We start from the raw sequence: 25322 nt of genomic DNA, 5'->3' as shown, positions 1-25322 counted from the left end.
AACAGGAAGCCGAAGAGGCTTCCTGTGACATTTTAAAGAGGAACCGACGTTACTTCGTTTAACTGCTCAAGCAGCTCGGAATGAATCCGAGTATTGCTGGCCGCCACATCTCTGACCTCGAGCGAATATGGCTTCCCATGTATATCGGTTACCTGTCCGCCCGCCTCTTGAATGATCAAGGCTCCGGCCGCGATATCCCATGAATTCAGTCCGATTTCCCAAAACCCGCTTAATCTCCCTGCAGCTACATAGGAGAGGTGTAATGCAGCAGATCCGGCCACACGCAAATTACGTACCTTCGAGCTCAAGGCTTGGATCCCGGCAAGATTCATGGGGAGCGCACGTTCGCGGTCAGCGGGCAGGCCTGTAGCGATCAAGCTGTCTTTCAGCTTTTCCTCCGAGGAAACCTGAATACGTCTTCCCTTCAAATAAGCACCCTTCCCCTTCTCAGCAACAAACAGCTCATTGTGAATCGGGTTATACACGACCCCCGTAACTACTTCACCTCGATGCGCCAATGCAATGGATACGGAGAAAAAAGGAAAGCCGTGAACAAAGTTAGTCGTACCGTCAAGCGGATCGACAATCCAGAGATACTCGGCATCCTTCATCTGGCGCAGCGCTTGCTCGGAAGCAGCCGGGCCCGGCTCAACGCCTTCCTCGCCTAATATGGTATGGTGCGGGAAGTGAGTATGAATTAAATTACGAATCATTATTTCAGCACCCTTGTCCACTTCCGTAACCAGATCGTGCGATGAATATTTGGTAGAAAGGCTCTGATAATCGCCAAGCTTGCTTTGGATCCATTCTCCCGCCTTGGACGCGGTATTAATGGCTACGGCAGTGAAGCTCTTGCCTCCCACCGAAAATGATTGCGATTCTTCACTAGCCAATCCAATCAACTCTCTTCCTAAAAATCAGTCATCTTATGTAACACAAGTATAATCAATTATACGCCGGAAAAGCCATGGGGTTTCGCTACAAAAATAATTAGAATTCAGCCTCATTTTTGATGCACATTGTCTATATTAGCCCAACGAAATTTGTGATATAGTTAAATTTAGTTCGTTTTATCTGTAAATATTGCAAAAGACGCCGGGCCTTACAAGGACCCGGCGTCTTTTGATATAAGCTGGAAAGCTAAACTACACACCGACGATGTGATAGCCGTTATCTACATAGATGACCTCGCCCGTAATCCCCCGGGACAGGTTGCTCATCAGGAAGAGAGCCGTATCCCCAACCTCGGCGACCTCGGTCGTGCGACGCATCGGTGCTTTCTCTTCAACGGTTTTCAAGATGGAGTTAAAGTCCTTGATCCCCTTAGCGGCCAGCGTACGAATAGGCCCTGCAGAAATGGCATTCACACGAATATTAAATTGTCCCAAATCCGAAGCCAAATACCGCACGCTTGCTTCGAGCGCCGCCTTAGCAACACCCATGACATTGTAATTCTTCATCGCGCGTTCCGCTCCGAGATAGGTCATAGTCATGATGCTGCCGCCTTCCGTCATAAGCGGATACAGCTTCTGAGCTACGGCTACAAGTGAATAAGCGCTGATATCGTGAGCCAGAGCAAAGCCTTCACGGGATGTGCCGACGAACAGGCCTTCGAGCTCTTCCGTTTTGGCAAAGGCGATGCTGTGTACAATGCCGTGAAGCACACCGCACTGCTCACGAAGCGTTTCCGCTAATCGGTCAATGTCCTCGTCAACCGTCACATTGCAAGGAAGGATCGAGGAATTCGGAATCGTCTCCGCCAGCTTGCGAACACGCTCTTCCACACGCTCGCTTTCATATGTAAATACTAAACGGGCACCCTGGCTAGCCAAGGATTGAGCGATGGCCCAAGCGATGCTGCGGTCATTGGCAACACCCATAACCAATATATTTTTACCTTGTACCAAATTCATCTTCAACCGTTCCCCTCTCCATGAAAAAATGCTGTGCTGCTTGTCCGATCGTTCCTTCCTCAAAGTACCCCATTTTACCGAATATTTCAAGTAAAAGGAAAGGATTATTTATCGTCAAAAACCGCGCGGTTTCTCGACAAAAATTAAATCCTCTACAGCTCGAATGAAGCTTGCGTGAGCACCGTTACTCCCTGTTCTCCTTGCAGGTCCTCCATCAGCTTGAATAATGCTTCATCCTTCTTCTTTGCCTCCAGCATCATATCGAGCTTCGGAGTCACCGGAGCGATCTCACGCAAAAACCTCATTAGAGGCTCTATCTCAATAAAGTCTGCATGAGCTCTGACGTCTTTATCGCTTTTGGGACTGGAGATATGGATCTTCGGCGGCAGCCCTGTTTCCTGCCAGGTTGCTTGGATTCGAGGCCACAGTTCAGTCGGGGACTCCTCGGTATTGTTTACTTGGTGGTGATGTATATCTAACACCATTGGGACGCCGACCGTCTCGCAAACCTCCAGCGTTTCTGACGCCGTGAATGTTTTGTCGTCATTTTCCAGTGTCACTCTTTCTTTAATCCGTTCCGGCAGCTCGGTAAAGTTGGCGATAAAGCGTGCACGAGCCGTTTCCTTGTTACCATACGTGCCACCGATATGAATATTACATTTTGCCGTAATATTGAGCCCCATCGCTTCCAGCATACTTACATGCCGGTCAAGGTCTTCGCGGGAATGGTGCAAAACGTCAGCCCGCGGCGTACTCAGCACAGTAAAGTGATCGGGATGAAAGCTAAGCCTCATCCGATGCTCTTTGGCGTATGCGCCCAGCTCGGCGAAAGCCTCAGCCAAGACGGGAAACGGATCCCAACCGGCAAGCAGCTCATGCCCCATGAGCGGAATCAGCTTCGAAGACATGCGATACATCTCAACATCGTGGGCGCGGTTATGCCGAAGCAGCCGAAGCGTATTATGTATGTTCTCCGCAGCAATACGTTCGAGTTTGCGGACAGCCGCTTCGCGGTCATCCAGCTTGGCGAAGTTGGTTGCGGTCATAGTCTTGGACGGAGACGCGTTAGCAACGATGGTGGACATGGCAACATAACCAAGACGAACGATCATGAACGTCACGCTCCCATATTGTGTCGGATTGGCTCATCCTGCTTAGGCTTCCCTCGAAAGAAAAAAGCATCCCCTTTCCCGCCAATGGGAAAGGGAATGCTTCGTACTTAGACATTTAAGCTTGCTGTTCTCCGAAAAACATTTCATGTGCCAGAGCCGTTTGAATCCTGGCTTCCTCGTCGGTCAGCTTACGGACCAGCTCCATCTCCACTTGAGTTACCTCTTCACCCTGAAAGTTAATCTCGGCGATCGAAGCGAGAATCTTCACAATAGCAATCGCTTGATTGTCGGGGGTATAAGCGAAGACCTTTTGTCCCGTCGGAAAGACGCGAAAGCCGCTTTTGACCATTTTGCCACGGCCGTATTCCAGCAGCTCATAAAGCTCCTGTTCGGATTTGAATTTGCATACGGAATTGAATTCAGTTTGAAAACCCATCGTTCTTTGCTCCTCCAGACTTACGTTCTAGGGCAAATCGAAAGAATAAACCAAGCCTTGCTTATCGGCATGGCGCTGAAGCGCCAGTCGGATCAGATCATCAAGCAGCTCCCGGTAAGGCTTGCCGCTCTCCTGCCATAACAGCGGGTACATACTGAACGGGGTAAATCCGGGCATCGTATTGATTTCATTAATGAATATCTTGTTATCATCCTTGCGAAGGAAGAAATCCAAACGGGACAGCCCTGTTCCATCTACCGCTAGATAGGCGCGAATGGCCAAATCGCGGATTTGGTCGCTCAGCTCCGGAGAAATCTCAGCCGGAATGATCATCGCGGATTTGCCGTCGATGTATTTTGCTTTGTAATCATAGAATTCATTCGAAGAAACGATCTCGCCGACAACGGAGGCTTGCGGCTCCTCATTACCGAGCACGGCAACCTCCACTTCCCTGGCATTGATAAACTCCTCCACAATGACCTTGCGGTCATATTGGAACGCCAGTCGAATGGCCTCGATCAGCTCGTCGCGGTTTCTCGCCTTGCTGATCCCAACGCTGGAGCCCAGATTTGCCGGCTTGACAAAGCAAGGGTACCCGATGGAGATCTCGATTTCCATTAGGAAGTAGGCATTGTCCTTCTCCCATTGGCTGCGTGTAAAATGGCGGAATACGCACTGCGGAAGCCCCTCCTGGGCAAAAACCTTCTTCATCATCACCTTATCCATGCCAACGGCCGATGCCAGCACACCTGCGCCCACATAAGGGATGTTAGCCATTTCCAGAAGCCCCTGGATCGTGCCGTCTTCTCCGAAGGTTCCATGAAGCAATGGAAACACAACATCTACCGCCGCTTTGTTACCTTTAGCCGCAGCCTCTTGAACCGTTCCAAAGAACGGCTGAAGAGCGAACGAGCCTTCCTGCTGGGCCTGATCGGCGAAGGTCAACGCCGCTGCGGATGGTGCCGGGCCGGTCAGGGCAGGGCCCGTACGCCATTCGCCATGTTTCGTTATGTAAAAAGGCTGTACCTCATATTTGTTTAAATCAAATGCTTTGGTTACAGCAAGCGCCGTTTGCAAGGAAACCTCATGCTCTCCGGACTTGCCGCCGTAGATCAAGCCTACGCGTATTTTATCGCTCATAGCAACCTCCGATGATGATCTGTAGTAAGGGATAGCTCCTTATGCATGCCGGACATGCAAATAGTAAAGCTTAAAGATGGATGAAAAGCGAAGTGGCTACATGGATTCTACAATATGAAGGAAACGATATTGTGTGCGCTCCGACCAGGAAGGTGAGTCTCGGTAGCTCCAGAATCGGTGCTTGCTGTTCGTCGTATGAGCGTTCACCAGCGGCATGCCGTTCGCATCCTTGGCGGTTATGATGGTGTTGTGCTGAAAGGTTCCGTCACCGTTCCAGTCGTAACAGATGACGTCGCCCAGCTCAAGCTGCTCCGGCGAATTGACTTCTTCCGCCCGGAGCCCTGTGCGGCTTCGCAGCAAATAATATAGCAGACTGTTGGCTACAGCCCAGCTGTAGCTCCAATGCTCTTGCCCGCCGAAGCGGCCTTTGTACCACCAGCCCGAATCCCTTCTACCAGTATAGTTCATCGCCGCCCCCCCTGCATAGAGGCACTGGGACACAAAATTCGTGCAGTCCACCTCGAAGGTGATGTAGTCCGGGTTACCTTTGTCCCACCAAGCATCGGCGTAAGCAACGGCTGCTGCGCGGTTATAACGAGCGCGAGGAGCCCACGGCTGAACCTGGGGATTCAGCAAGGGACTTGAAGGAAGACGCATCGGCGCAGTCGCATGAAAGGCTTCATCAGCCTGCAGCAGACCTCCGTCTGACGGCAGTGTTATGAGGGATCGCTCGGTTTGGAGAGGCTCGATTCGAACAATATCCCAGCCATCTTCTTCCGGCCGCAGCGTAATCCGCTCCCATTCGACTCGCTGCTCCGACAGCTCTTGCTGCGCTTGAACGCCTACGGTGCTGCAGACCAGCTTAATATCGGCAGTAACCTGATCTTCCCTTTCTGCAAACCTTTGAACGGATAGTCGGGTTTCCTTTTTCGTTGGAGTGATCCCCCGGGCTTGATCCATAGCGCACTTGCGCCGAAGTCTGTCAGCCTCTTTATTCAAATAATTGTGATCACTCACGAACGGCAGCACGGATTCGACGGAATATTCCATGTCCAACTGATTTCGATGGTGAACGTAATTATACAAGGCGGTTTTCCATGACATGAATAAGCCCCCCTATAAGCATAGAGACAGATGAACCACCGGCGAAAAGGAAAAGGCATACGGACGGAGGTTTCCATTCTTATCCTTATGACAGCCCGATGATAAAAATGAACGAAATCCACCTTTACGAATGGACGTCGCAGCAGTATACTATGTATAGAGTTACTTAATGAAATCGTGTTTCACAGAATGAAACAAGACGAGTTCGAACCGAATCCGTTTGCGGCATTTACATTAGAGTAAATGACTAACCGCACTATTAAAAGGAGGAACAGCGACCCATGTCCAGACAAGACCAGTTTTCGGTCCGCAAAGAGCTGTCGGTTGGCAACAAATCGTTCAACTACTACAGCTTGCCTGCATTTGAAGAGCAGGGCAACGGTAAGATCAGCAACCTGCCTTTCTCCATCAAGGTATTGCTCGAGGCAGCGCTTCGTCAATTCGACGGCCGTGCCATCACTCAAGAGCATGTGAAGCAAATTGCCAACTGGGCTTCCGACCGCGATGCCAACAAAGAAATTCCTTTTATCCCTGCACGTATCGTTCTTCAAGACTTTACCGGTGTACCGGTTGTCGTTGACCTTGCAGCGATGAGAGATACCATGAAGCGCGCCGGCGGAGATCCGAAGCGAATCAACCCGCTTGTTCCGGTTGACCTTGTTATCGACCACTCCGTTATGGTTGATGCTTTCGGTACCTCCTCCGCTCTGGAAGAAAACATCGAGCTGGAGTTCCAACGCAACGAAGAGCGCTACCGTTTCCTTCGCTGGGCTCAAACGGCGTTCGATAACTTCCGTGCGGTTCCGCCGTCAACAGGTATCGTTCACCAGGTAAACCTGGAGTATCTCGCTTCCGTAGCAGCTACCAAGCTGGTAGACGGCGCGACAGAAGTATATCCTGACTCTCTGGTAGGTACAGACTCCCATACGACGATGATCAACGGTCTCGGTATCGTCGGCTGGGGCGTAGGCGGTATCGAGGCGGAAGCAGGTATGCTTGGCCAGCCTCTGTACTTTGTAACTCCTGAAGTTATCGGCTTCAAGCTGACAGGTACGCTTGCTGAAGGCGCAACCGCTACCGACCTTGCTTTGACGGTTACCCAAATGCTTCGTAAGAAGGGCGTTGTAGGTAAATTCGTTGAGTTCTACGGTCCTGGTTTGAGCAACATCAGCCTGGCTGACCGTGCGACAGTTGCCAACATGGCTCCTGAGTACGGCGCAACCATCGGCTTCTTCCCGGTTGACAGCGAGTCCCTGAACTATCTCAGAGGCACAGGCCGCGACGAAGAGCAAATCGCTCTGGTTGAGGCTTACTATAAAGCACAAGGCATGTTCCGTACCGACGAAACTCCGGATCCTGTGTTCACTGATGTGATCGAGCTGGATCTGGCAACGGTAGTACCGAGCTTGGCCGGTCCTAAGCGTCCTCAAGACCGCGTAGAGCTGACAAACATGAAGGAATCCTTCAATTCCATCATCCGTACCCCGATCGACAAAGGCGGTTACGGTCTGACAGAAGAGAAGATCGCCGAATTCGTAGATGTGAAGCATCCGAACGGCGAAACCAGCAAGATGGGGACCGGTGCGGTAGTTATCGCGGCGATCACTTCTTGTACGAACACTTCCAACCCGAGCGTTATGATCGGTGCCGGTTTGGTGGCCAAGAAAGCCGTTGAGCGCGGTTTGATGAAGCCGGGTTATGTGAAGAGCAGCTTGACGCCAGGTTCCCTGGTGGTTACAGAGTACCTGCAAAAAGCGGGCTTAATTGAGCCGTTAGAAGCTCTCGGCTTCCACGTAGCAGGCTACGGCTGTGCAACTTGTATCGGTAACTCCGGTCCGCTTCCCGAAGAAGTCGGTGCAGCTATCGCTGACAACGACATGACGGTTGCGGCAGTATTGTCGGGTAACCGGAACTTCGAAGGCCGCGTACATGCTCAAGTAAAAGCCAACTACCTGGCTTCGCCGCCGCTTGTCGTTGCTTATGCTCTGGCCGGCACAGTGAATATTGACCTGGCAAACGATCCGATCGGCCAAGACCAGCAAGGTCAGCCGGTGTACCTGAAGGACATCTGGCCGACATCCAAGGAAGTTCAAGATGCTATGGCTTCCGCTATGAGCGCTGACATCTACCGTGCGAAGTACTCTAACGTATTCCGTGCGAATGAGCGCTGGAACGCTATCGACGTACCGGAAGGCGATCTGTACGAGTGGGATAACAGCTCCACTTACATTCAGAACCCGCCGTTCTTCACGAACCTTGGCTCCGATCTGAACGATATCGCCGATATCCGTGCAGCTAAGACACTTGCTCTGTTGGGTGACTCCGTAACTACGGACCATATCTCCCCTGCAGGTAACATCAAGGTTGACAGCCCTGCCGGTAAGTATCTGATCGAGCATGGCGTGAAGAAGGAAGACTTTAACTCTTACGGTTCCCGTCGCGGTAACCATGAAGTGATGATGCGCGGTACTTTCGCGAACATCCGGATCCGTAACCAAGTAGCACCTGGCACGGAGGGCGGCGTAACTACTTACCTGCCTACCGGTGAAGTTGAGTCGATCTACGATGCTTCCATGAAGTATCAAGAAAACGGCACGAACCTTGTCGTTATCGCAGGAAAAGAGTACGGTACAGGCTCTTCCCGCGACTGGGCAGCGAAAGGTACTTTCCTTCTCGGCGTGAAAGCCGTCATTGCTGAAAGCTTCGAGCGTATTCACCGCTCCAACCTTGTAGGCATGGGCGTGCTTCCGCTGCAGTTCCTGGAAGGCCAAAGCTGGAAGACTCTTGGTCTGACCGGCCGCGAAGCGTTCGACATCACCGGTCTGAGCAACGATGTACAGCCTGGTCAGAAGGTGACTGTAACGGCTACGCGCGAAGACGGCACCAGCTTCAGCTTCGAAGCGCTCGTTCGTCTGGACAGCTTCGTTGATGTGGACTACTACCGTAACGGCGGTATTCTGCAAACGGTATTGCGTCAAATCATGGCTTAATTTTATCGATTCAAATAGAGCTGCTTTACGAGCCCCTAGTCTCTTGTTCATACAAGAGGCCAGGGGCTTTTTGCCTAAGCTGCGGGTAAACGTCGACACGGATCTCTATAAAAATATAAAACTTCCATAAAATGTAGCTGATCCTACTAGAAATGACAATTTTTGAGTGATATGATAGGAAATGATTGGTAAATAGGATAGATATGACAGGAGGGCGTGTCTTGATTAATTTTTGGGACCAGGTAAATCCGGGGGATTTTCTGCAAGGGGAAATCGAAGGCTACGATAAGCCGGTTCGGCAGCTGTATCGATCGATTTTGTCCCGTCTATCGGTAGACGATATGCTGGAGGTTGGCTGCGGACCGGGGGTAGATTACATCGGGGCAGCGGTTACTTGCCCGGGGATCCGCTACACAGGCGTTGATTATACGGAGCAAATGATAGAGCATTGCCGTGCCAGCTTTCCGAAGGGCACGTTCCTCCAAGGCAATATTTTCGACCTTCCTTTCCAAGACAGTGAATTCAGCTTGGTTTACTGCAAGGATGTACTGAATCATCTGGACAATTGGGCAGCGGCCTTTCAAGAGCTGGTTCGCGTAAGCAACCGATATGTATTGGTCAACTTCTTCGACGGACTCGGGGCTACAACCAAGAGTATCCGTACCGAATGCGAAGGCGGCTATATCGATCATTTCTATGACTGGAACGAAGTGATGACCACCCTGACTGCACTCCGGCCGGCGTCCATGACCATCCATACGGTGGTTTGCCCTCCGAACGGAGAGGAGACGATGATCCTGTTCGAAAAGAACAGCACAGCCCTGGAAGCCGTGACGGAAAGTCGTGCGGCGGTAGGTGCCAGGTAAATAGAAGCATGTCAAATCTCCTCCCCGCGGCTGAAGCCGCGGGGAGTTTCGCTGTACGCAAAAAAGCCCGTATGTGCCGAGAGTACCGTACCGTTCACAGCATTCTCAGACCTACGGGCCTTTTGGAGTTTACTTCACCATTTTCCCCATTCGACGAGCTGCTTCCATTAGCAGCGGGGCATGCTCGCGCATCATCTCCGGAGTCAGCCGGTTCGACGGCCCCGATACCGCGAGAGCCGCCACCAGGCGATGCGCCCGGTTAAAGATCGGCGCAGCCACGGCGGCCGCGCCCGGCTCGCGCTCTTCCACGCTGGTCGCGAAGCCGAGCGAGCGAACCTCCTCCAGCTGCTGGCGGTAAGCCGCAGCAGCATCCCCCTCCGCCTTCGGCCAAGCCGGATCCTGCAGCAGTGCCTGCTGCACCTCCGGCTCCGCGAAGGCGACGAGCACTTTGCTCGACGCGCCGACATACAACGGCAGTCTCGCCCCAATCGGAGCAACGCGGCGAATTGCCTGGTTGCTCTGCACGGCCTGTACGCGGACACGCTCCATCCCGTCGCGCACGTACAGGCTGACGGTCTCACCGAGCTGATCGCGCAGCCGCTCCATCTCCGGGAGAAGCAGCAGCTCGGGGTCATCGCTGTGTGACAAGTTGGCGGACAGCTCCCAAATGCGGAAGCCCAGCCGATACCGCTCGGATGCCGGGTCCCGGATGATGAAGCCCTTCCCTTCCAAAGAGGCCAGCAGCCGATGAACCGTACTTTTGTGCAATCCTACGCGGGAGGCGATTTCCGTTAAGCTGAGGTCCTCCGACTCCGCAAAGCAAAGCAAGATATCCAGCGCCCGCTCCACAGCGCGCACTGTTAGTTTGCCGTCCTCCATGTATTCCATCTCCCGAAAAACAGTTTCACTAGTTGAAATCTATTATACCGGATTTCATGCAAATTGCCTACCGTCCCCCGCATAATTGGATACAATCCCCTGAAGTATTACAGAATGATTACAAGCAGTTTACATTTTTCGCGGCCGATTGACGGTATCCCCCGCCGCATTTTACTATAGAAATAGAAGGAACTCACTTGAACGGCACGCACTTAAGCAACAGAGGCAGGACCTTCGACTCATCATGATAAGGGGGGACCTCTATGGATTCGAACTCGTACACTCCCGTCACTCTTCAAAACCCAACCGTTGAAACCGCTGTCAAACGGTTATCACTTGCCCGGCGTTATCGAGCTTGGCTGCTGGCCCTGTTCTCCCTATTACTCGCTCTTTCCAGCTTAGTACTGGGCTTCCATGCTTACATTGCGTGGACGCTGGCGAGACCCCATATCGATCCGCTGACCTCCAATCCGGCCTTAGCCTTCGGCGCGGCTTATGAGGATATTCAGTTCCCGAGCAGGGATGAGGCTTCCCGATTGGACGGGTGGTACATTCCGGCAGCAGCTGCAGGAGGGGCGGCAGCCTCCAAGATCACCGTCATCTTCTCGCATGGCTACGGCGGAAACCGAGAGGAAATCTGGGTGCCGATCTACGATCTGGCCAAGGCCGCCAAAAACCAAGGCTACAATGTGCTCATGTTCGATTACGGCTTCGTTCAATCGGAGCTCGGCGTGACCGGAGGACTGCGCGAATCCCAGGAGCTGCTCGGAGCGATCGACTATGCCAAGGAACGCGGTGCAGAGAAGATCTTCATCTGGGGCTTTTCCATGGGAGCCGGAACGGCACTACAAGCAGCGCTGCAAACCAGAGAGATCGACGGCATGATCCTCGACAGCACCTTCATTCTGGAGCCGGCTACGCTATACCACAACATGAAGCAGGTAGCCAATCTTCCTAAGCTTTCTCAACCGCTTGTTCATTTCTTTTTCCCGTTGATCAACGGGGTGAGCCTGAACCAGATTCCGTACGATAAAGTGAAGGAAACACAGTATTCGATGCCGATCTTCTTCATTCATGGAAAGAAGGATCTGAAAGCTCCTTACGAAATAGCGGAAGAAATTTTCCACAATCAGAAGGCCGATTCGGGCTCGCAGCTATGGCTGTCCGACAAAGACTATCATGAGCTGATCTATCGCGGTCAGAAACGGAGCTACCTCCAAATGACGACAGGCTTCCTCCGTACTCTGGCGACAAGCCCGCCGAAAAATATTTCCAATTCCGGCAGCCGCTAACCCCGGAAGGAACATAGGACCCAAGCCTCCCTGAATACAATGTCTCGTAGCCGTTCGTTCTTCACGAAACCGCGTACAAGTACAAGTATTCATAGGGAGGTTTTTTCATTTATGCTATATGTCTATGGAGCACTAATGCCGCTTCGGGTGCTGGAAGAAATCCGCTTCTGGAAGATGCAGGAACGAGAGCACACCGTTGTCATCCGTACGCTTGTCCCTAATCTGGAGCCCGCATATGCGGCTTTGCTGGAAAAATGGGAGCAGGTCTTCGCTCAGACCGAAACCGCAGCTCAACAATGGATCGAGGCCGTGCTTAGGGCCTCGGCTCCGATCAGTCCGGCCGTACATAACCAAATTCAAGAGCTTCTGAGGGTATCTATGGCTCAATCCCAGCAGTTTATCCACCAGCTGTATGCCCTTCTTGCTCAGAGCGCTCCCATCCAGGCCAATCCGGTCATCGAGACCGTCATGCTGCATATCATTAGGGAATCCGAATATTTCTTGGGGGTGCTGCAAGCGGTGCAAAGCGACCAGACCCCTTGTTAGCTCCCACCCTGTAACAACAAAGCCCATCGAAGTCTACCGTCAAGGTAGATTTCCATGGGCTTTTCCGTTTAATTTTCACGAATTAAGGATAAAAATTCCGAACGAGCCGGCGCATCCGTACGGAATACACCACGTACCGCTGACGTCACGGTCTTGCTGCCGTACTTCTTTACTCCCCGTGCGCACATGCAAAGGTGTTCGCCTGTGACGACAACCATACACCCGTGCGGTGTCAGCTCTTCTTCAATAATGTCGGCCAGCTCCGATGTAATTCTCTCTTGTACCTGCAAACGACGTGTAACCGCTTCGACCAGCCGGGCGAACTTGCTAAGACCTGCGATCTTGCCGCTCGGTATATAGCCGATATGCACCTTGCCGAAGAACGGCGCCATGTGGTGCTCGCACTGGCTGTAGTATACGATATCCTTGACGATAACGAGCTCCTCATGCTTCTCGTCGAATGCTACGCCTAGAATATCCTTCACATTCGCGTCATACCCTGCGAAAATTTCCTCATACATCCGTGTTACCCGAGCGGGCGTTTCCAGCAAACCCTCCCGATCCACATCCTCGCCGATCAAGCGCAAAATCTCGCGAACGTGGTGCTCAATCTGCTCCCTGTTCTCCTGTACGCGGCTATTCTTGTAATCTTTGGCCGGCATGCTTTCCCCTCCTCCTTAAGCTCCTCTCCGGCCGACTTAACGCCAGCCGAAAGAGCGATCCGCACCGCGATGCCAAATTACGGGCGGAATTTCTGCTTCTTCATCGCTTGCTGCATCTTGTTCATCTGCTGTTTATTCAAGTTGTAACCCATCTGCTTCGCCATCTGCTGCAGCATCTCCGGGTTATTCTGCATGTTCTCGATTTGTTTACGCAAGTAGTAGACGCCGATAAAAAAGCCGCCAACGCCACCTGCAATGAGTGCCAGCAAGCCTGTAATGATGTAACCCCACATATGTTCTTCACTCCTGATGCCAAGATTTTCCTAATTCATCATACCATGTCCATAGATTGGATACAAACCATTAAAGCATAACGCTATCGATAAATATAGTATTATGTTTTGCCAAATCGACTTCCTTCACTTCCAGTTGTCCTTCTGCGTCCTGCTTCACGATCCGCACGACAGGGCGTCCCGGCAAGCCGCGATGCTGCCCGACGACAACACCGGTTTCCTTGGTCGACAGGCGAACGGACGCACCGGTCGGATAAACCGACACGATGCGTAGGAACTGAATGACAATCTCGCGGTCCAGCTTCTTGCCGGCCAGCGCCATCAGATGCTCGCACGCTTCATGAGGCATCATACGGTTGCCGCTTTGTCCATCGTACAGCAAATTGTCGTAGGTATTGGCTACAGCAACGATTCTTGCATATAGATGAATATCGTCGCCGCGGAGACGCCTTGGAAGCCCCTCTCCGTCCATCGTCTCATGATGTTGAAAAGCCACATGAGCGATGAGCAGATTCAGCTCGCGTTTATTTTTGATCACCTCAAAGCCGCGCCATGTATGGTGCTTCTTCAAATCCCCCGCTTCATCATCAGTGATGTTCTCGAGCTTCCCTACATCATGCATCAGGGCGCCGATCGCCAGCTCACGAATCTGCGGAACGGGCAGCCCCATATTGATGCCGATGAGGGTAGACATCATACACACATTCATGGCGTGGACGTACATAAGGTTATCCTTCGTGCGGATATCGGACAGCTGAACGAGCACGTCTTTGTTTTTCATAATCTCATCCAGCAGGTTATCTACGCTGAGCGCAATATGCTTCGTGTTAAAATCCTTGCCTGAACGGATGGACTCGAAGCTTTGGCACATCTGCTGAATGACCGCTCGCTTGGTTTCCTCCGAAACAAGATCGACAATCTCGACATCGTCAAAGCTTGGATCCTTAATATACACCATGGTTACGCCAATGCGCTTCAACGTGGTGATCATGAATACCGTCAGCTGAACGCCCTCAGAGAGCAGCACGGAGCCGTTGGCGGAGAAGATCGTTTTCCCCAGGAGCTGACCCGGTTCCACTGTCTCGATGTGTACATACTTCATACCGGAAATCCCTCCAGCTGTAATAAAAAGGTTTTGATCTGCAGCCCGCCGCCGTATCCAACCATGGCACCGCTTGCCCCGATCACCCGGTGGCAGGGCACGATGATGGGCACCGGATTGTTATGGTTCGCCCCTCCTACCGCACGTACCGCTTTGGGCGCATCGATTCGATAGCCGATATCCCGGTAGGAGCAGGCCTGTCCATAAGGAATGTCCATCAGTGCCTGCCATACCTTCTGCTGGAATGTCGTCCCTCGCAGCTCCAAAGGCAGGTCAAAGGAGGTTCGGATACCGGCAAAATACTCCCTCAGCTGCTCGGCGGCCGGCGCCAGGTGCCCGGGGTCATGCCGCCATTCGGTCTCCCCGTACCAGCGCTTCGACCATGCTCTAAGCTTGTCCTCCGCCTCATGGAAGGCACCGAACTCGATCTGGCACAGCTTCGCAGAAGCTCCCTCCCCAACCATACCTAGCGTCAACGGACCGATGGGCGAATCCATTTCATCATACTTCAGCAGAGCCAACGTGATCATCCTTCCGTTCCCTTAACTTCATCCGCGCCTTCTCCACCTCGCGGCGAGCGGCGTCATCGCGCTCGTGCTCCCAGGCGGCGTTCAGCGCTTCCCACGCCGCTGCGCCTCCTATACGGCCCAATGCCCATGCGGCCGTGCCGCGAATCTCGGGACGCTCGTCCCGCCGCAGCAGCTCTGCCAGCTGCGGTACCGCTTTGGCGTCCCGGAAGTTGCCCAGCGCGAGGATCGCGTTGCGCTGGATCGGCTTCTTGCCGCGCCAAGACGCGGCACTTGAGCCGAACCGCTCCTTGAACTCGCGGTTCGACATTTCCAGCAGCGGCTTCAGGAGCGGCTTGACCTGCTCCGGATCCGGCTGCAGCTCCGGATGATGGTCAAAGTGAATGCCCTTGTTCTTCGGGCAGACGATCTGGCATGTATCGCAGCCGTACAAGCGATTGCCGATCTTCTCCTTCAGCTTATCGTCCTCGATGATGCCCTTTGTCTGCGTCAGGTACGATACGCACCGCTGGGCATTCAACTGACCGGGACCGACGAGCGCATCGGTCGGACAAGCGTCGATGCAAATCGTGCAATCGCCGCAGCTTTCCAGCACTGGCTGATCCGGAGGAAAGGGCAGGTTCGTGATCATCTCGCCGAGATAGACCCATGAGCCGAACTCCGGCGTAATCACGGAGCAGTTCTTGCCTACCCAGCCGATGCCCGCCCTTTCGGCTACAGCCCGGTCCACTAGAGCCCCGGTGTCGACCATGCTGGCCAGCCGGGCATCCGGCACCCGCGCATGAATCCAATCGGCCAGCCGCTCCAGTCGATTGCGCAGCACATGATGGTAATCCGTTCCCCAGGCTGAGCGGGACAACATCCCGCGGTAGGCCCCCGGCTCGGAACGCGGGGGATCCTTCAGCTTCGAGGGGTAGGCGACAGCAATCGACACAATCGAGCGAGGCTCCGCCAAGGTTAACGACGGATCCACCCGCTTCTCAATATCCCGCTCCTCGAAGCCGGATTCAAAGCCCTTAGCCCGATGCTTCAGCAGGATGCCCTTCAGTTCCGTGAACGGGTCTGCGGCGGCAAACCCGATCTTATCGATACCCAGCTGAGGCGCCGCCTCTTTAAGCTCGTTTTTTAACTTCCCCCAATCAATGTCATGCTCTGTTCTGCTCATTGTTCACCTCGCCGCGCCGGTAAGCGGGCCCTCCTCCTGTTCCTGCCTTGTCCGACCTCCCCATTCGTAACTCCGCGTTTGTTTACTGCCTATAATCGGCTCCATTTGGCCAAAGGCCATACAATCCATTCCGCCCTGCCCTCGATCTGGCCCACGGGCACAGGACCGAAGCTGCGGCTGTCATGACTTGCACTGCGATGGCGGTTATCCCCCATGACGAACACCGTACCTTCCATCACCGTCAACGGCTCAAACCGTCCGTCTTCAATCGGTGAATCGATGTAGCTTTCCTTCACCTCTGCTCCGTTGACAAGAAGCTTGCCGCGGATAATTTGCACCTCATCCCCGCCTACCGCCACAACTCGCTTCACTAGATATGGATGCGGCGAGTCCATCCCCGAAGGATCCCGGACTACGACAATATCACCGCGCTCCGGCGTACCTAGGTATTGGATCGTCTTGTTAATGAACAGCCATTCGCCCTCCGTGAGCGTCGGCTCCATCGAGGCTCCCTTCACCGTAGACAGATGAAACCCGTATTGGTGAAGCAGGATAATGACCGTCATGGCGACGACCACTGCTTTAATCCAATCCCAAACCTCCAGCAGCAATCCCGGCTCGGCCTGATCCTCCGTCTTAGGAGTCTTCGGCTTCGCTCCGTCGGACAGCGGTGCGCTCACGGCGATTCACCGTCCTTGCGATCTTTCCATCGCTCCCATTCCGCGTAATAACGCAGCACCTCTTGATCCTGAAAAGGCGCTGCGCCGCGCTGTAGCCGCTCAAGCAGCGTCTCCATCCCCTGCTTGACGAGCGTATCGACAGCTTGGGAATAATGGTAGCTTATTTTGTGACGCTCGTATTCCTCTTGGTCGACCACATGCACATCCCCGCTGGGCATGCGGATGACGTCCAGATCATAATCGATATAGGTGATGACCTTGCCGTTGACATATGGAGGGGAGGCGATATTACAGTAATACCTTACGCCGTTCTCTTCAATCAGCGCCACCACATTGAACCACAGCTTTGGGATAAAAAAAGACACGCCGGGAATGCGGCTTACCCATTCCTTCCCGTCGGCCTCCACGATTTTCGTCTGGCTGTTGATGAAGACAAGCATCGACTGCTCCCGGTGATCCTTGTGCAGAAGGGATTCCGGGACTAGCCAATTTTCCAGCCACATTCGATGCAAATGGCCGTCGTGCTTGAAGCTTTTGATGATATGTGCGGAAAAAGTAGCCATCACTCGCCCTGACCCTTCTACAGTCTCTTTGTTCTAGAATAAACGTATGTTGCTTCGCTTTCAAGCAAAAACAAAAAAAGCATAACAACGAAAGCGATCTGGGAAGGTCGATGTTCGTGTCTATGCTTAGGATTACCATTCAATATGTAGAATTATAGATCAGCCGCCCACAATGCTCAGCCGATGCGCTGCTCTGGAGAAATCGTTCGGTTGATAGCCGGCCTTCTCATAAACAGGCAGGATCATCTCGTTATGCACATCCACGGTTACCATAATGCGTCTTACCTTACGTTGCTCGAAGCGTCCCCGTAAGCTCTCGATAAGCGACTTCCCGATTCCCCGGCGCTGATAATCCTTATCTACGGCAATACGGTAAAAATAACCGTTCTGATTGTCGATGGTGCCTACGATGACGCCGGTAATCCGGTCACCTTCTTGAGCAACCATGACGAGCTCGCTATCCCAAGATAATTGCCGAGCGAATGCAGCCATCGTCTCTTCGTAGCATTCCTCCGACAATGTCTTGCTGAATAGCTCCGTAACGGAAACATAATCGGAAAGTTGAAAGGACCGAACCTGATATGTGCTCACCTGCATGATGGTCTCTCCCCGCAGCATAAAGTTTGGTATTAGTTAAAAATACGACAAATTTCACAAAATTCCTGCTGAAATTTTAAGATTTCTTTAAATTTCTGCAAAAAACCTCAGAAATTTGTTGAAAGCGCTTTTTATGAAGCGTTTTCATGCTGTTTGCGTTCATTTGCTACGTTTTTATGCGGTTTTCCTTATTACATTTTTATATGCAGTGATTGCGAGGGCGATGCCTTTTTTTGCATGGTGTTATCCGCCTACTTTTCTACACTTGAAACATTGCAGGGTGGATATGCGTATTAAGAGTATCCTTAGCAATCATGGATTGGAGCGAAACGTATGGAAAAGGAGACTTCCTCAGGGACGGGCAGATCGGCTGCGATCGTAAGCTTATTTCTGGCAACGGCCTTAACGGCGGGCTGCGCACCGGCTCCGAAGCCGGCTGTTCCCTCCCCTGCACCCTTGCCCCCGGCAGCGGTTAAAGCGGATCCGAAACCGGGCGGTATGCCCCCCGCAGACGCTTGCCGGGATGACGATCAGGATAATCGCTGTGATGATGACGGCATCGATATCGACCGCAGCGGCGGGACTTATATTTATAATGGAATGACCTATTATCGTCGGGGCAGCGGCTTTTCGTCAGGAGGGGCAGCTGTTCGGCAGCCTGCGACTACGACGTTACCGCCAAGCAGCGGCAGCGGTGCGGGCGTAAGCAGTGGTACCGCGCCGGGCGGGACGGCTTCGAAGCCGGATGCGACCCCTGCCACGAGCGCGCGGACGGGAACGTTCACGCAGAACGGAGGATCGAGCAGCACTGCAGAGGGAAGCAGCACGTCTTCGTCCTCTGTGTCATCCTCTAGTACCTCACGGTCGTCAAGCTCCAGCAGCGGGATTTCCTCCGGCACCTCGTCTTCGCACGGGGGGATCGGCAGCTCCGGCACGAGCAGCAGCAGCTAGCGGTGTTAAGCTGGAGGTATGGTCGTAAGCGCGCTTGCATGGGCGGTTGTAAGGTGGATTTTACGCGGCGCGGCAATACGTAAGCACACCAAAGAACGGAAGAATGGACACCCTGCGGAGGGCCGGATAATGGCAGTTCTGCCACTGCGCGGGCGAAATCGCACTCCCCGGGCATCAGTAATCGCACATTTGCGATAATCGGGTTCAGGTACACCTTCTTTCCTGCCGGCTGGCCCGGACTAAAGCCCGTACGAGTCACTGCATAGTGTGTTAACAGCTACTGTGACCCGAACGGGCTTTTTCCCGTATAAAATCATACCTCTAGAGGGAATATAATCCGGGTGTGAGATTAAGCAGGCCCGGGAAAGGAGGTAGTTACATGCCGAACAATAAGGAGCAGGTCCGTTCCATTGATGAGCTTCATACGCACCAGTATTCCGAATGGACCTCGGAGGAGCTTCACTACCATCAGCGTGTGATGAGCGATATGTCTCCTTGGCTGAATGCGCAAGGGACGGCCATGCTGAATCAGATCATCACCGAGATTGAGGACCGTGGACCCGGAGTCCATAACCAATAACCTGCCGCTTTGCTACACTCGGTTACTTTTTATACATACATGTTGATTTTATATAAAAAATCAGCGATAATGTAGAGGAAATTACATATTTCTAGGAGGTTTTTCAAGCCATGGCACATCAATTACCGCCACTGCCTTACGCGAACAATGCACTGGAACCGCACATCGACGAAATGACTATGATGATCCACCACGATCGTCACCACAATGCATATGTAACGAACCTGAATGCAGCGCTGGAATCCGCTCCTGAACTGCAAAACAAGAGCGTTGAAGAGCTGATCGCCGACCTGAACAGCGTGCCTGAGGGCATCCGTACTGCCGTTCGCAACAACGGCGGCGGCCACGCGAACCACTCCCTCTTCTGGGAAACAATCGGTCCTAACGGCGGCGGCGCTCCTACAGGCAAGCTGGCTGATGCGATCAACAACGAGCTCGGCGGCTTCGATAAATTCAAAGAGGATTTCGCTAAAGCAGGCGCAACTCGTTTTGGCTCCGGCTGGGCATTCCTCGCTGTTACCAAAGACGGCAAGCTGAAGGTTTACAGCCTGCCTAACCAAGACAGCCCAATCATGGAAGGCGAAACGCCAATCCTTGGTTTGGATGTATGGGAGCATGCATACTACCTGAAATACCAAAACAAGCGTCCTGACTACATCGCTGCGTTCTGGAACGTTGTGAACTGGGCTGAAGTAGGCAAGCGTTACGAAGCAGCACTGTAAGACAAGACTCTAGGCTTATGTAAATATAAGCCCCTCGTCCAAGCTGGCGCCGGAATTCCACCGGTGCCAGCTTGTTTTTGTTTCCTTTGAATCAATCTCCTCATTTGATGATGCTTATTAAAAATTGAAGATTTACATGTTATCGGTTGTATCGCTACAGTAAGTACGTGCGATGTTCGGTGAATCGCAGCAAAATCCAAGATAAGAAGGAGGAATCGGATAATGAATCGAAAAGCAAACATGATTGTAAGCGTTTTACTTGCATTCACGCTGCTGGTTGGCTTGTTCCCGTTCACTGAATCCGCTAAGGTCTCTGCTTCCGAGAATGATGTGGCTGCGTATGATCTATTGCGTTCGAATTGGAGCGATTTACTGACCGGCGGCAATCAGATTGATCAGAAAGATCCGGACATTGCTGCTGCTATTGCTTCCCTTGCTTCTCAAGTGTCCAATCCGGAGGAAACCGGCCTATGGGATACAATGAATCTTACGTCTGAGCGGACCGGTATATGGAATGATTTGTCCAGCACGAGTATATCCTCTCACATCACCGGCACATATTCTCGTCTGCGTGTAATGGCAAAGGCATATACGACCCCCGGGTCGTCATTGTATCGTAACGCAGCGCTGCAGAGCGATATTATCGGAGCTTTGGAATGGATGTATGCGAACCGCTACAACGAGAACAGCCGCAAGTACGATAACTGGTTCGATTGGGAGCTCGGGAGCCCGATGAATTTGAACGATATCATGGTCATGATGTACGGTACGCTGACAGCCGAACAGATCGAACGGTTCAGCCGCCCGATCCCTGTATTCTCACCCGGGATCCTAAGTTCGGATACGGGCGCCAACCGTGTCTGGAGGGCCACGGTGCTCGCTTTGTACGGAACTCTGACAAAACGTGCGGAAAGTCTCGAGACAGCACGCGACGGACTGAGTCAGGTATTTATGTATGTAACCGAGGGCGACGGGTTTTATGAGGACGGGTCGTTTATTCAACACAACAAGCATCCTTATAACGGAGGCTATGGCCGAGCATTGCTCGATTCCATAGCAAACATTTTTATTTTGTTGAAGGGCACTCCATGGGAAGTGACGGACCCGAACAAACAAAACGTATATCGCTGGGTTACAGATTCCTTCGAGCCGCTGATCTACGACGGCGCTTTTATGGACATGGTGCGCGGAAGGGAAGTAGCCCGGTCCCAGCTTCAGGATAATGCCGCCGGCAATTCGGCGATTCTTGCCATCATAAAGCTGTCGAATGCGGCTTCTTCCGCAGAGCAGCTGACCCTGCAGCGGATGGTGAAGCGATGGATCTCCATCGATCCGGATTACTATTACTCCAGCAGCAACGTGAATTTTCTTATACATGTAAAAGCACTGATGGCCGATACGGCAATTACTGCCGCCGACGATTTGATCACGCATAAGGTTTTTCCGTCCATGGACCGCATCGTGCATCATCGCCCGGATTTTGGTGTGGGCTTAAGCCTTTCCTCTAATCGCACCTATAAATACGAGTCTATTAATAACGAGAACCTGAAGGGCTGGTATACTTCCGACGGTATGCTGTATTTGTACAATAGAGATCAGAACCATTACAGCGAGGGATACTGGGCGACGGTCAATCCGTATCGGCTTCCGGGAACCACTGTGGACACAAGACCCCGTTCCGCCCAATCGATTCCTTGGGGCTCAGACTACGTTCCCGTTAACAGATGGGCCGGCGGAGCTTCATTGGATAACAAATACGGTGTATCCGGCTTGGACCTGGATGCTTACGGAAGCGATCTGGCGGCGAAGAAATCATGGTTTATGTTTGATGATGAAATCGTAGCTCTAGGGGCGGGAATCACAAGCCAGGAAAATGTAACCGTCGAAACCATCGTCGAAAATCGGCGGCTGAATTCCTCCGGCAGCAACGTCTTAACGATCGACGGCACGGAGAAGCCGAGTGAAATGGACTGGTCGGAGACCATGCCCTCCGTGCAGTGGGCTCATTTGGCCGGAAGCTCGCCGGAAGCCGGGATCGGGTATTATTTTCCGAAAAGGGCGGACCTCAATGGGCTGCGCGAGCAGCGAACAGGTGCTTGGAGCGATATTAACCAGAACTCCGGAAGCCCGCAGCCGATAACAAACCATTATGTGAATCTATGGCTGAATCACGGCATCAATCCAAATCAGTCAGACTATTCCTATGTCCTGCTGCCGAACAAGGATGCCGCTCAAACGGCGGCATACAGCGCGAACCCTGCGGTGGAGATTTTGAGCAACTCCGCTAACGTTCAGGCGGTTAAACACCGTTCGCTAGGCATCATCGGGGCTAACTTCTGGCAGCCGGGACGGGCGGGGTACATCAAGAGCTATCAGCCTGCCTCTGTGCTGGTGAAGGAAAGCGGCAGCGAGCTTACCGTATCCATCTCCGATCCAACCCAAACGAGCGAATATATCGTACTGGAGCTGAGCAAGGTCGGCGTCAGCATCATCAGCAAGGATCCAACCGTTACTGTTCTGAATACGTCGCCGAATATCAAGATTATGGTAGCCGCCGGCAGCTCGCGAGGACGCACTCATACGATCAGGCTCTCCATCGACCCGAATGCACTGAATCCCTATCTGAAGCTGTTACCCGCGGCCGATGCTTACGTTGAGAGCGGGAATCCAACGATCAATTACGGCCAGTCCCCAAGCTTAGCTGTAAATTACGGTAACGCCCGCCAGAGCTACCTAAGGTTCGATCTCTCCGCCTTGCCTCGCGAGATCGATCATGCTACGTTGAAGCTTTATGCGGCCGTAACCGACAGCAAGGGGGGAACAAAGGTGAACCATGTTCACCAGGTTATGCAGAACGGCTGGATCGAATCGGGAACCGGCGGGATCACTTGGAACAGCAAGCCGCCGATCGGCATCAAGCTCGGCTCCTTCGAGGCCACTCCAAGCTATCAATGGGCAAGTCTCGATGTGACCGATTATGTATATTCTCAATTCGACAAGAAGGAGCAAGCCGGCTTCGTTGTGCTTCAAAGCGAATCGGGCTTGTACACAAACATACGAAGCAAAGAGTATGCCGACGCAGCTCTCCGCCCCCGCTTAGAGGTAGAAGCGTACTCCTTCATAGGTCCGCAGCTTCATCAGATCGAGCTGTCACTGGATCCGAACGTGCTAAAGGTTGGAGCATACGCCCAAGTGGAGCTAAGCGGTAAGCTGGAGGACGGATCGGCAGCCGATCTGTCGAAAGCGTCCGTCACCTACAGCAGTGAAGATCCGTCCGTTCTATCGGTTGACCAAGAGGGCAATATTCAAGCCCTATCCGCCGGCATTAGCCGTATTACGGCGACCGTGACGCTTAACGGCGTAACTCGCACAGCTTCGATCGAAGTTATTTCTGCAATTCATGGTCTCGAAACGAGCGCAGTGCCTATCTTGGCAGATGCGTATGTGGCGAGCGGCAGCCCGAATACGAATTATGGCAGTGCAACCACATTAGCCGTGACAAGCTCAAGCAGCAATACTCGCGAGTCGTATTTCAAGTTTGATTTGAGCTCTCTGACAGGAAAGCTGCATTCAGCCAAGCTAATGCTGTATGCCTCGAATACGGACAGCAGGGGCGGCGAGAAGGAAAATAAATTGTATTCGCATGCCCCCGGCGGCTGGGAGGAACCGAGCATCACTTGGAATAATAAGCCTGCTGCAGACCGTTTTCTTGAATCGAAATTGATAGCGCCAGGGTTTACATGGCATGCGCTCGATGTCACCTCTTATGTTCAAGAGCAGATGAACGGTGAACGGAAGGCGGGCTTTACTATGCGGCAGGAGGGCGCAGGCTTGTACATTTCCATCTACAGTAAAGAACGTCCGTCCGAAAGACCTTACTTGCTGGTGCAATCCTACCGGTTGGAGAATGAATGGTCGTCCTTTACCGTAACTGCCGATTCCGTATTTATGAGCGCCGGGCAATCGCAAACGCTCCGGTCGGAAGGAAGCATGGATGACGGGAGCCCTGTGCAATTCCCCGAATCGTCCGTCTCCTATACAAGCAGCAGACCCGACGTGCTTACAGTGAATGGTTCGGGTACGGTTACTGCCTTGAAGCCGGGAAAATCGACAGTTGCCGCAACGGCTGTACTGAACGGAGAGAGCAAATCAGCATCCATCGAGATCATTGTCCCGCAGGCGGGACCTTTTGTAACGAAGCTGATTCCCGAAGCGGATACTTATGTGCGCAAGGACGCATATGCCGATACCAATTTCGGTACGAAACCGCAGCTTGACGTCAACAATACGGCTTCCGGCTATCCTACGCAGCAGGCTTATCTGCGCTTCCAGCTTGCCGGCGTAAGCGGAAACGAAATTCATTCCTCCTCTCTCTACGTATCCGCCGCAACCAACAGCGGAGTCAAAGAAGTCGGAGTGTATGAGGTGCAGGACGACTCCTGGATCGAACAGGGCGAGGCCGGAATGACCTGGAACAATAAGCCTGCCGTCGGTACAAAGGCGCTGGCTTCTAGCCTGATCGACAATGCCTGGCTGCCACGCAGCTTTGACGTTACGGGCTTCACCCGAGCCGAATTTGCGGGCGATCAACGGATTAGCATAGCTCTAAGCCAGCTGGGGGCAGGGAATTATGTCGGTGTAAAAAGCCGGGAGAATACTCCTGCGGATACAATCCCTTATTTACAAGTGGTCAGCTACCAGTTAAGCGAGCCGGAACCGCAGGTGCAGTGGCCTGAACACGCTGTCTTGCAAGCAGAAGCAATCAGCTGCAGCAAGGTGCTGTTAACTTGGACGCCGGCAGACGCCGATAAAGCACCGGTTGGCTATTCAATCTATAAAAAATCGGTTGGCGAAAGCGTTTATTCTGGGGTCTATTCCGCGACTACAGCAGGTTTCGGTGTTTTTGGATCGGCTTATGGCTACGAGGTTGACGGATTACGGCCTGGCACCTATCTATTTAAGGTGGAGGCCATGAAGGATGACGCTCTCGAAACCTTAACGGGTCCATCCGTCGAGATCACGATACCGGAGCATTCTTTTCCTCCACAGCTTCCAAGCGCAGCTTTGAACGTTCTAAGCTCCCATCCGGTTCGACCGGGAGATCGTTTACCCCCGTCCCCTCCTGCAGCTTGCAATCAAGCGCCGGGAAAGATCAAACAGCAGCAGGAATGGGCCAAAGAAGAATGAGCTACACAGAAAAAA

23 protein-coding genes are annotated in these 25322 nt (G+C 52.8%); 8 read left to right on the top strand and 15 right to left on the bottom strand.

From position 1 onward, the window contains the following. Window positions 1–32 precede the first annotated feature (32 nt). The 6 genes from QMO62_RS20340 to QMO62_RS20315 all read right to left on the bottom strand — a co-directional run bounded on the left by QMO62_RS20340 (window position 33) and on the right by QMO62_RS20315 (window position 5705). Window positions 33–863 (bottom strand): inositol monophosphatase family protein, encoded by an 831-nt coding sequence (locus QMO62_RS20340; protein WP_284643767.1) that lies wholly within the window; start codon window positions 861–863, stop codon window positions 33–35. A gap of 282 nt (window positions 864–1145) precedes the next feature. Continuing rightward, window positions 1146–1913 (bottom strand): enoyl-ACP reductase FabI, encoded by a 768-nt coding sequence (gene fabI / locus QMO62_RS20335; RefSeq protein ID WP_284643765.1) that lies wholly within the window; start codon window positions 1911–1913, stop codon window positions 1146–1148. 152 nt (window positions 1914–2065) lie between these two features. Then, entirely contained in the window at window positions 2066–3025 is a 960-nt protein-coding gene (gene uvsE / locus QMO62_RS20330; protein ID WP_284643763.1) for a UV DNA damage repair endonuclease UvsE, read from the bottom strand. A gap of 115 nt (window positions 3026–3140) precedes the next feature. Beyond that, window positions 3141–3461: a hypothetical protein gene (locus QMO62_RS20325; RefSeq protein ID WP_284643761.1), complete on the bottom strand. Its 321-nt coding sequence runs from the start codon at window positions 3459–3461 to the stop codon at window positions 3141–3143. 27 nt (window positions 3462–3488) lie between these two features. Continuing rightward, the gene (locus QMO62_RS20320; protein ID WP_284643759.1) at window positions 3489–4601 is read right to left on the bottom strand and encodes a D-alanine--D-alanine ligase; all 1113 of its coding nucleotides are present in this window, start codon (window positions 4599–4601) and stop codon (window positions 3489–3491) included. A gap of 96 nt (window positions 4602–4697) precedes the next feature. Next, window positions 4698–5705 carry an amidase domain-containing protein gene (locus QMO62_RS20315; protein WP_284643757.1) on the bottom strand — a complete coding sequence of 336 codons (1008 nt, stop codon included), beginning with the start codon at window positions 5703–5705 and terminating at the stop codon, window positions 4698–4700. A gap of 281 nt (window positions 5706–5986) precedes the next feature. Here QMO62_RS20315 and acnA point away from each other — a divergent pair, with 281 nt between their 5' ends. Further along, the gene (gene acnA, locus QMO62_RS20310; protein WP_284643755.1) at window positions 5987–8695 is read left to right on the top strand and encodes an aconitate hydratase AcnA; all 2709 of its coding nucleotides are present in this window, start codon (window positions 5987–5989) and stop codon (window positions 8693–8695) included. A 221-nt stretch (window positions 8696–8916) separates the two neighbouring features. Beyond that, a complete protein-coding gene (locus tag QMO62_RS20305) occupies window positions 8917–9561 on the top strand; it encodes a class I SAM-dependent methyltransferase (protein WP_284643753.1) in 645 nt (214 codons plus the stop codon). A gap of 129 nt (window positions 9562–9690) precedes the next feature. Here QMO62_RS20305 and QMO62_RS20300 read toward each other — a convergent pair whose 3' ends face one another. Further along, window positions 9691–10440 carry an IclR family transcriptional regulator gene (locus QMO62_RS20300; protein WP_284643751.1) on the bottom strand — a complete coding sequence of 250 codons (750 nt, stop codon included), beginning with the start codon at window positions 10438–10440 and terminating at the stop codon, window positions 9691–9693. A gap of 263 nt (window positions 10441–10703) precedes the next feature. Here QMO62_RS20300 and QMO62_RS20295 point away from each other — a divergent pair, with 263 nt between their 5' ends. Together QMO62_RS20295 and QMO62_RS20290 are read left to right on the top strand one after the other, a co-directional pair. Further along, entirely contained in the window at window positions 10704–11732 is a 1029-nt protein-coding gene (locus QMO62_RS20295) for an alpha/beta hydrolase (protein ID WP_284643749.1), read from the top strand. A 111-nt stretch (window positions 11733–11843) separates the two neighbouring features. Next, window positions 11844–12278 (top strand): DUF2935 domain-containing protein, encoded by a 435-nt coding sequence (locus QMO62_RS20290; RefSeq protein WP_284643747.1) that lies wholly within the window; start codon window positions 11844–11846, stop codon window positions 12276–12278. A 68-nt stretch (window positions 12279–12346) separates the two neighbouring features. On the opposite strand, the gene folE is transcribed toward QMO62_RS20290, so the two are convergent. The 8 genes from folE to QMO62_RS20250 form a co-directional block, all read right to left on the bottom strand. Further along, window positions 12347–12940, bottom strand: a complete 594-nt coding sequence (gene folE / locus QMO62_RS20285; protein ID WP_284643745.1) for a GTP cyclohydrolase I FolE — start codon at window positions 12938–12940, stop codon at window positions 12347–12349. Between the two features lie 77 nt (window positions 12941–13017). Beyond that, window positions 13018–13233 carry a YneF family protein gene (locus QMO62_RS20280; protein ID WP_284643744.1) on the bottom strand — a complete coding sequence of 72 codons (216 nt, stop codon included), beginning with the start codon at window positions 13231–13233 and terminating at the stop codon, window positions 13018–13020. A 70-nt stretch (window positions 13234–13303) separates the two neighbouring features. Next, a complete protein-coding gene (locus tag QMO62_RS20275; protein WP_284643742.1) occupies window positions 13304–14335 on the bottom strand; it encodes an HD-GYP domain-containing protein in 1032 nt (343 codons plus the stop codon). Further along, entirely contained in the window at window positions 14332–14865 is a 534-nt protein-coding gene (locus QMO62_RS20270; protein ID WP_284643740.1) for a methylated-DNA--[protein]-cysteine S-methyltransferase, read from the bottom strand. The genes QMO62_RS20275 and QMO62_RS20270 overlap by 4 nt, the downstream gene beginning before the upstream one ends. Beyond that, window positions 14837–16027, bottom strand: coding sequence for a tRNA epoxyqueuosine(34) reductase QueG (queG, locus tag QMO62_RS20265; protein WP_284643738.1), 1191 nt, complete (start codon window positions 16025–16027; stop codon window positions 14837–14839). The genes QMO62_RS20270 and queG overlap by 29 nt, the downstream gene beginning before the upstream one ends. 89 nt (window positions 16028–16116) lie before the next feature. Beyond that, window positions 16117–16707, bottom strand: a complete 591-nt coding sequence (gene lepB / locus QMO62_RS20260; RefSeq protein WP_284643736.1) for a signal peptidase I — start codon at window positions 16705–16707, stop codon at window positions 16117–16119. Further along, on the bottom strand, window positions 16704–17270 hold the full coding sequence (locus tag QMO62_RS20255; RefSeq protein WP_284644990.1) for a DUF402 domain-containing protein: 567 nt from the start codon (window positions 17268–17270) through the stop codon (window positions 16704–16706). The genes lepB and QMO62_RS20255 overlap by 4 nt, the downstream gene beginning before the upstream one ends. Before the next feature lie 159 nt (window positions 17271–17429). Beyond that, entirely contained in the window at window positions 17430–17867 is a 438-nt protein-coding gene (locus QMO62_RS20250; RefSeq protein ID WP_284643734.1) for a GNAT family N-acetyltransferase, read from the bottom strand. 333 nt (window positions 17868–18200) lie between these two features. Between QMO62_RS20250 and QMO62_RS20245 the strand changes: the two genes are divergently transcribed. The 4 genes from QMO62_RS20245 (at window position 18201) to QMO62_RS20230 (ending at window position 25307) form a co-directional block, all read left to right on the top strand. Beyond that, complete coding sequence (locus tag QMO62_RS20245; RefSeq protein ID WP_284643732.1) at window positions 18201–18818, top strand: hypothetical protein; 618 nt, start codon at window positions 18201–18203, stop codon at window positions 18816–18818. A gap of 379 nt (window positions 18819–19197) precedes the next feature. Beyond that, window positions 19198–19398, top strand: coding sequence for a mother cell protein YfhS (gene yfhS / locus QMO62_RS20240; RefSeq protein WP_284643731.1), 201 nt, complete (start codon window positions 19198–19200; stop codon window positions 19396–19398). A gap of 110 nt (window positions 19399–19508) precedes the next feature. Continuing rightward, the gene (locus tag QMO62_RS20235; protein ID WP_284643729.1) at window positions 19509–20120 is read left to right on the top strand and encodes a superoxide dismutase; all 612 of its coding nucleotides are present in this window, start codon (window positions 19509–19511) and stop codon (window positions 20118–20120) included. Window positions 20121–20342: 222 nt separating this feature from the next. Then, window positions 20343–25307, top strand: a complete 4965-nt coding sequence (locus QMO62_RS20230; protein WP_284643727.1) for a CBM96 family carbohydrate-binding protein — start codon at window positions 20343–20345, stop codon at window positions 25305–25307. The last annotated feature ends 15 nt before the right edge of the window (window positions 25308–25322 follow it).

Source organism: Paenibacillus silviterrae (assembly GCF_030167925.1).
In the GTDB taxonomy this organism is placed as follows: domain Bacteria; phylum Bacillota; class Bacilli; order Paenibacillales; family NBRC-103111; genus Paenibacillus_G; species Paenibacillus_G silviterrae.
This window is presented reverse-complemented; position numbering and strand designations above follow the sequence as displayed.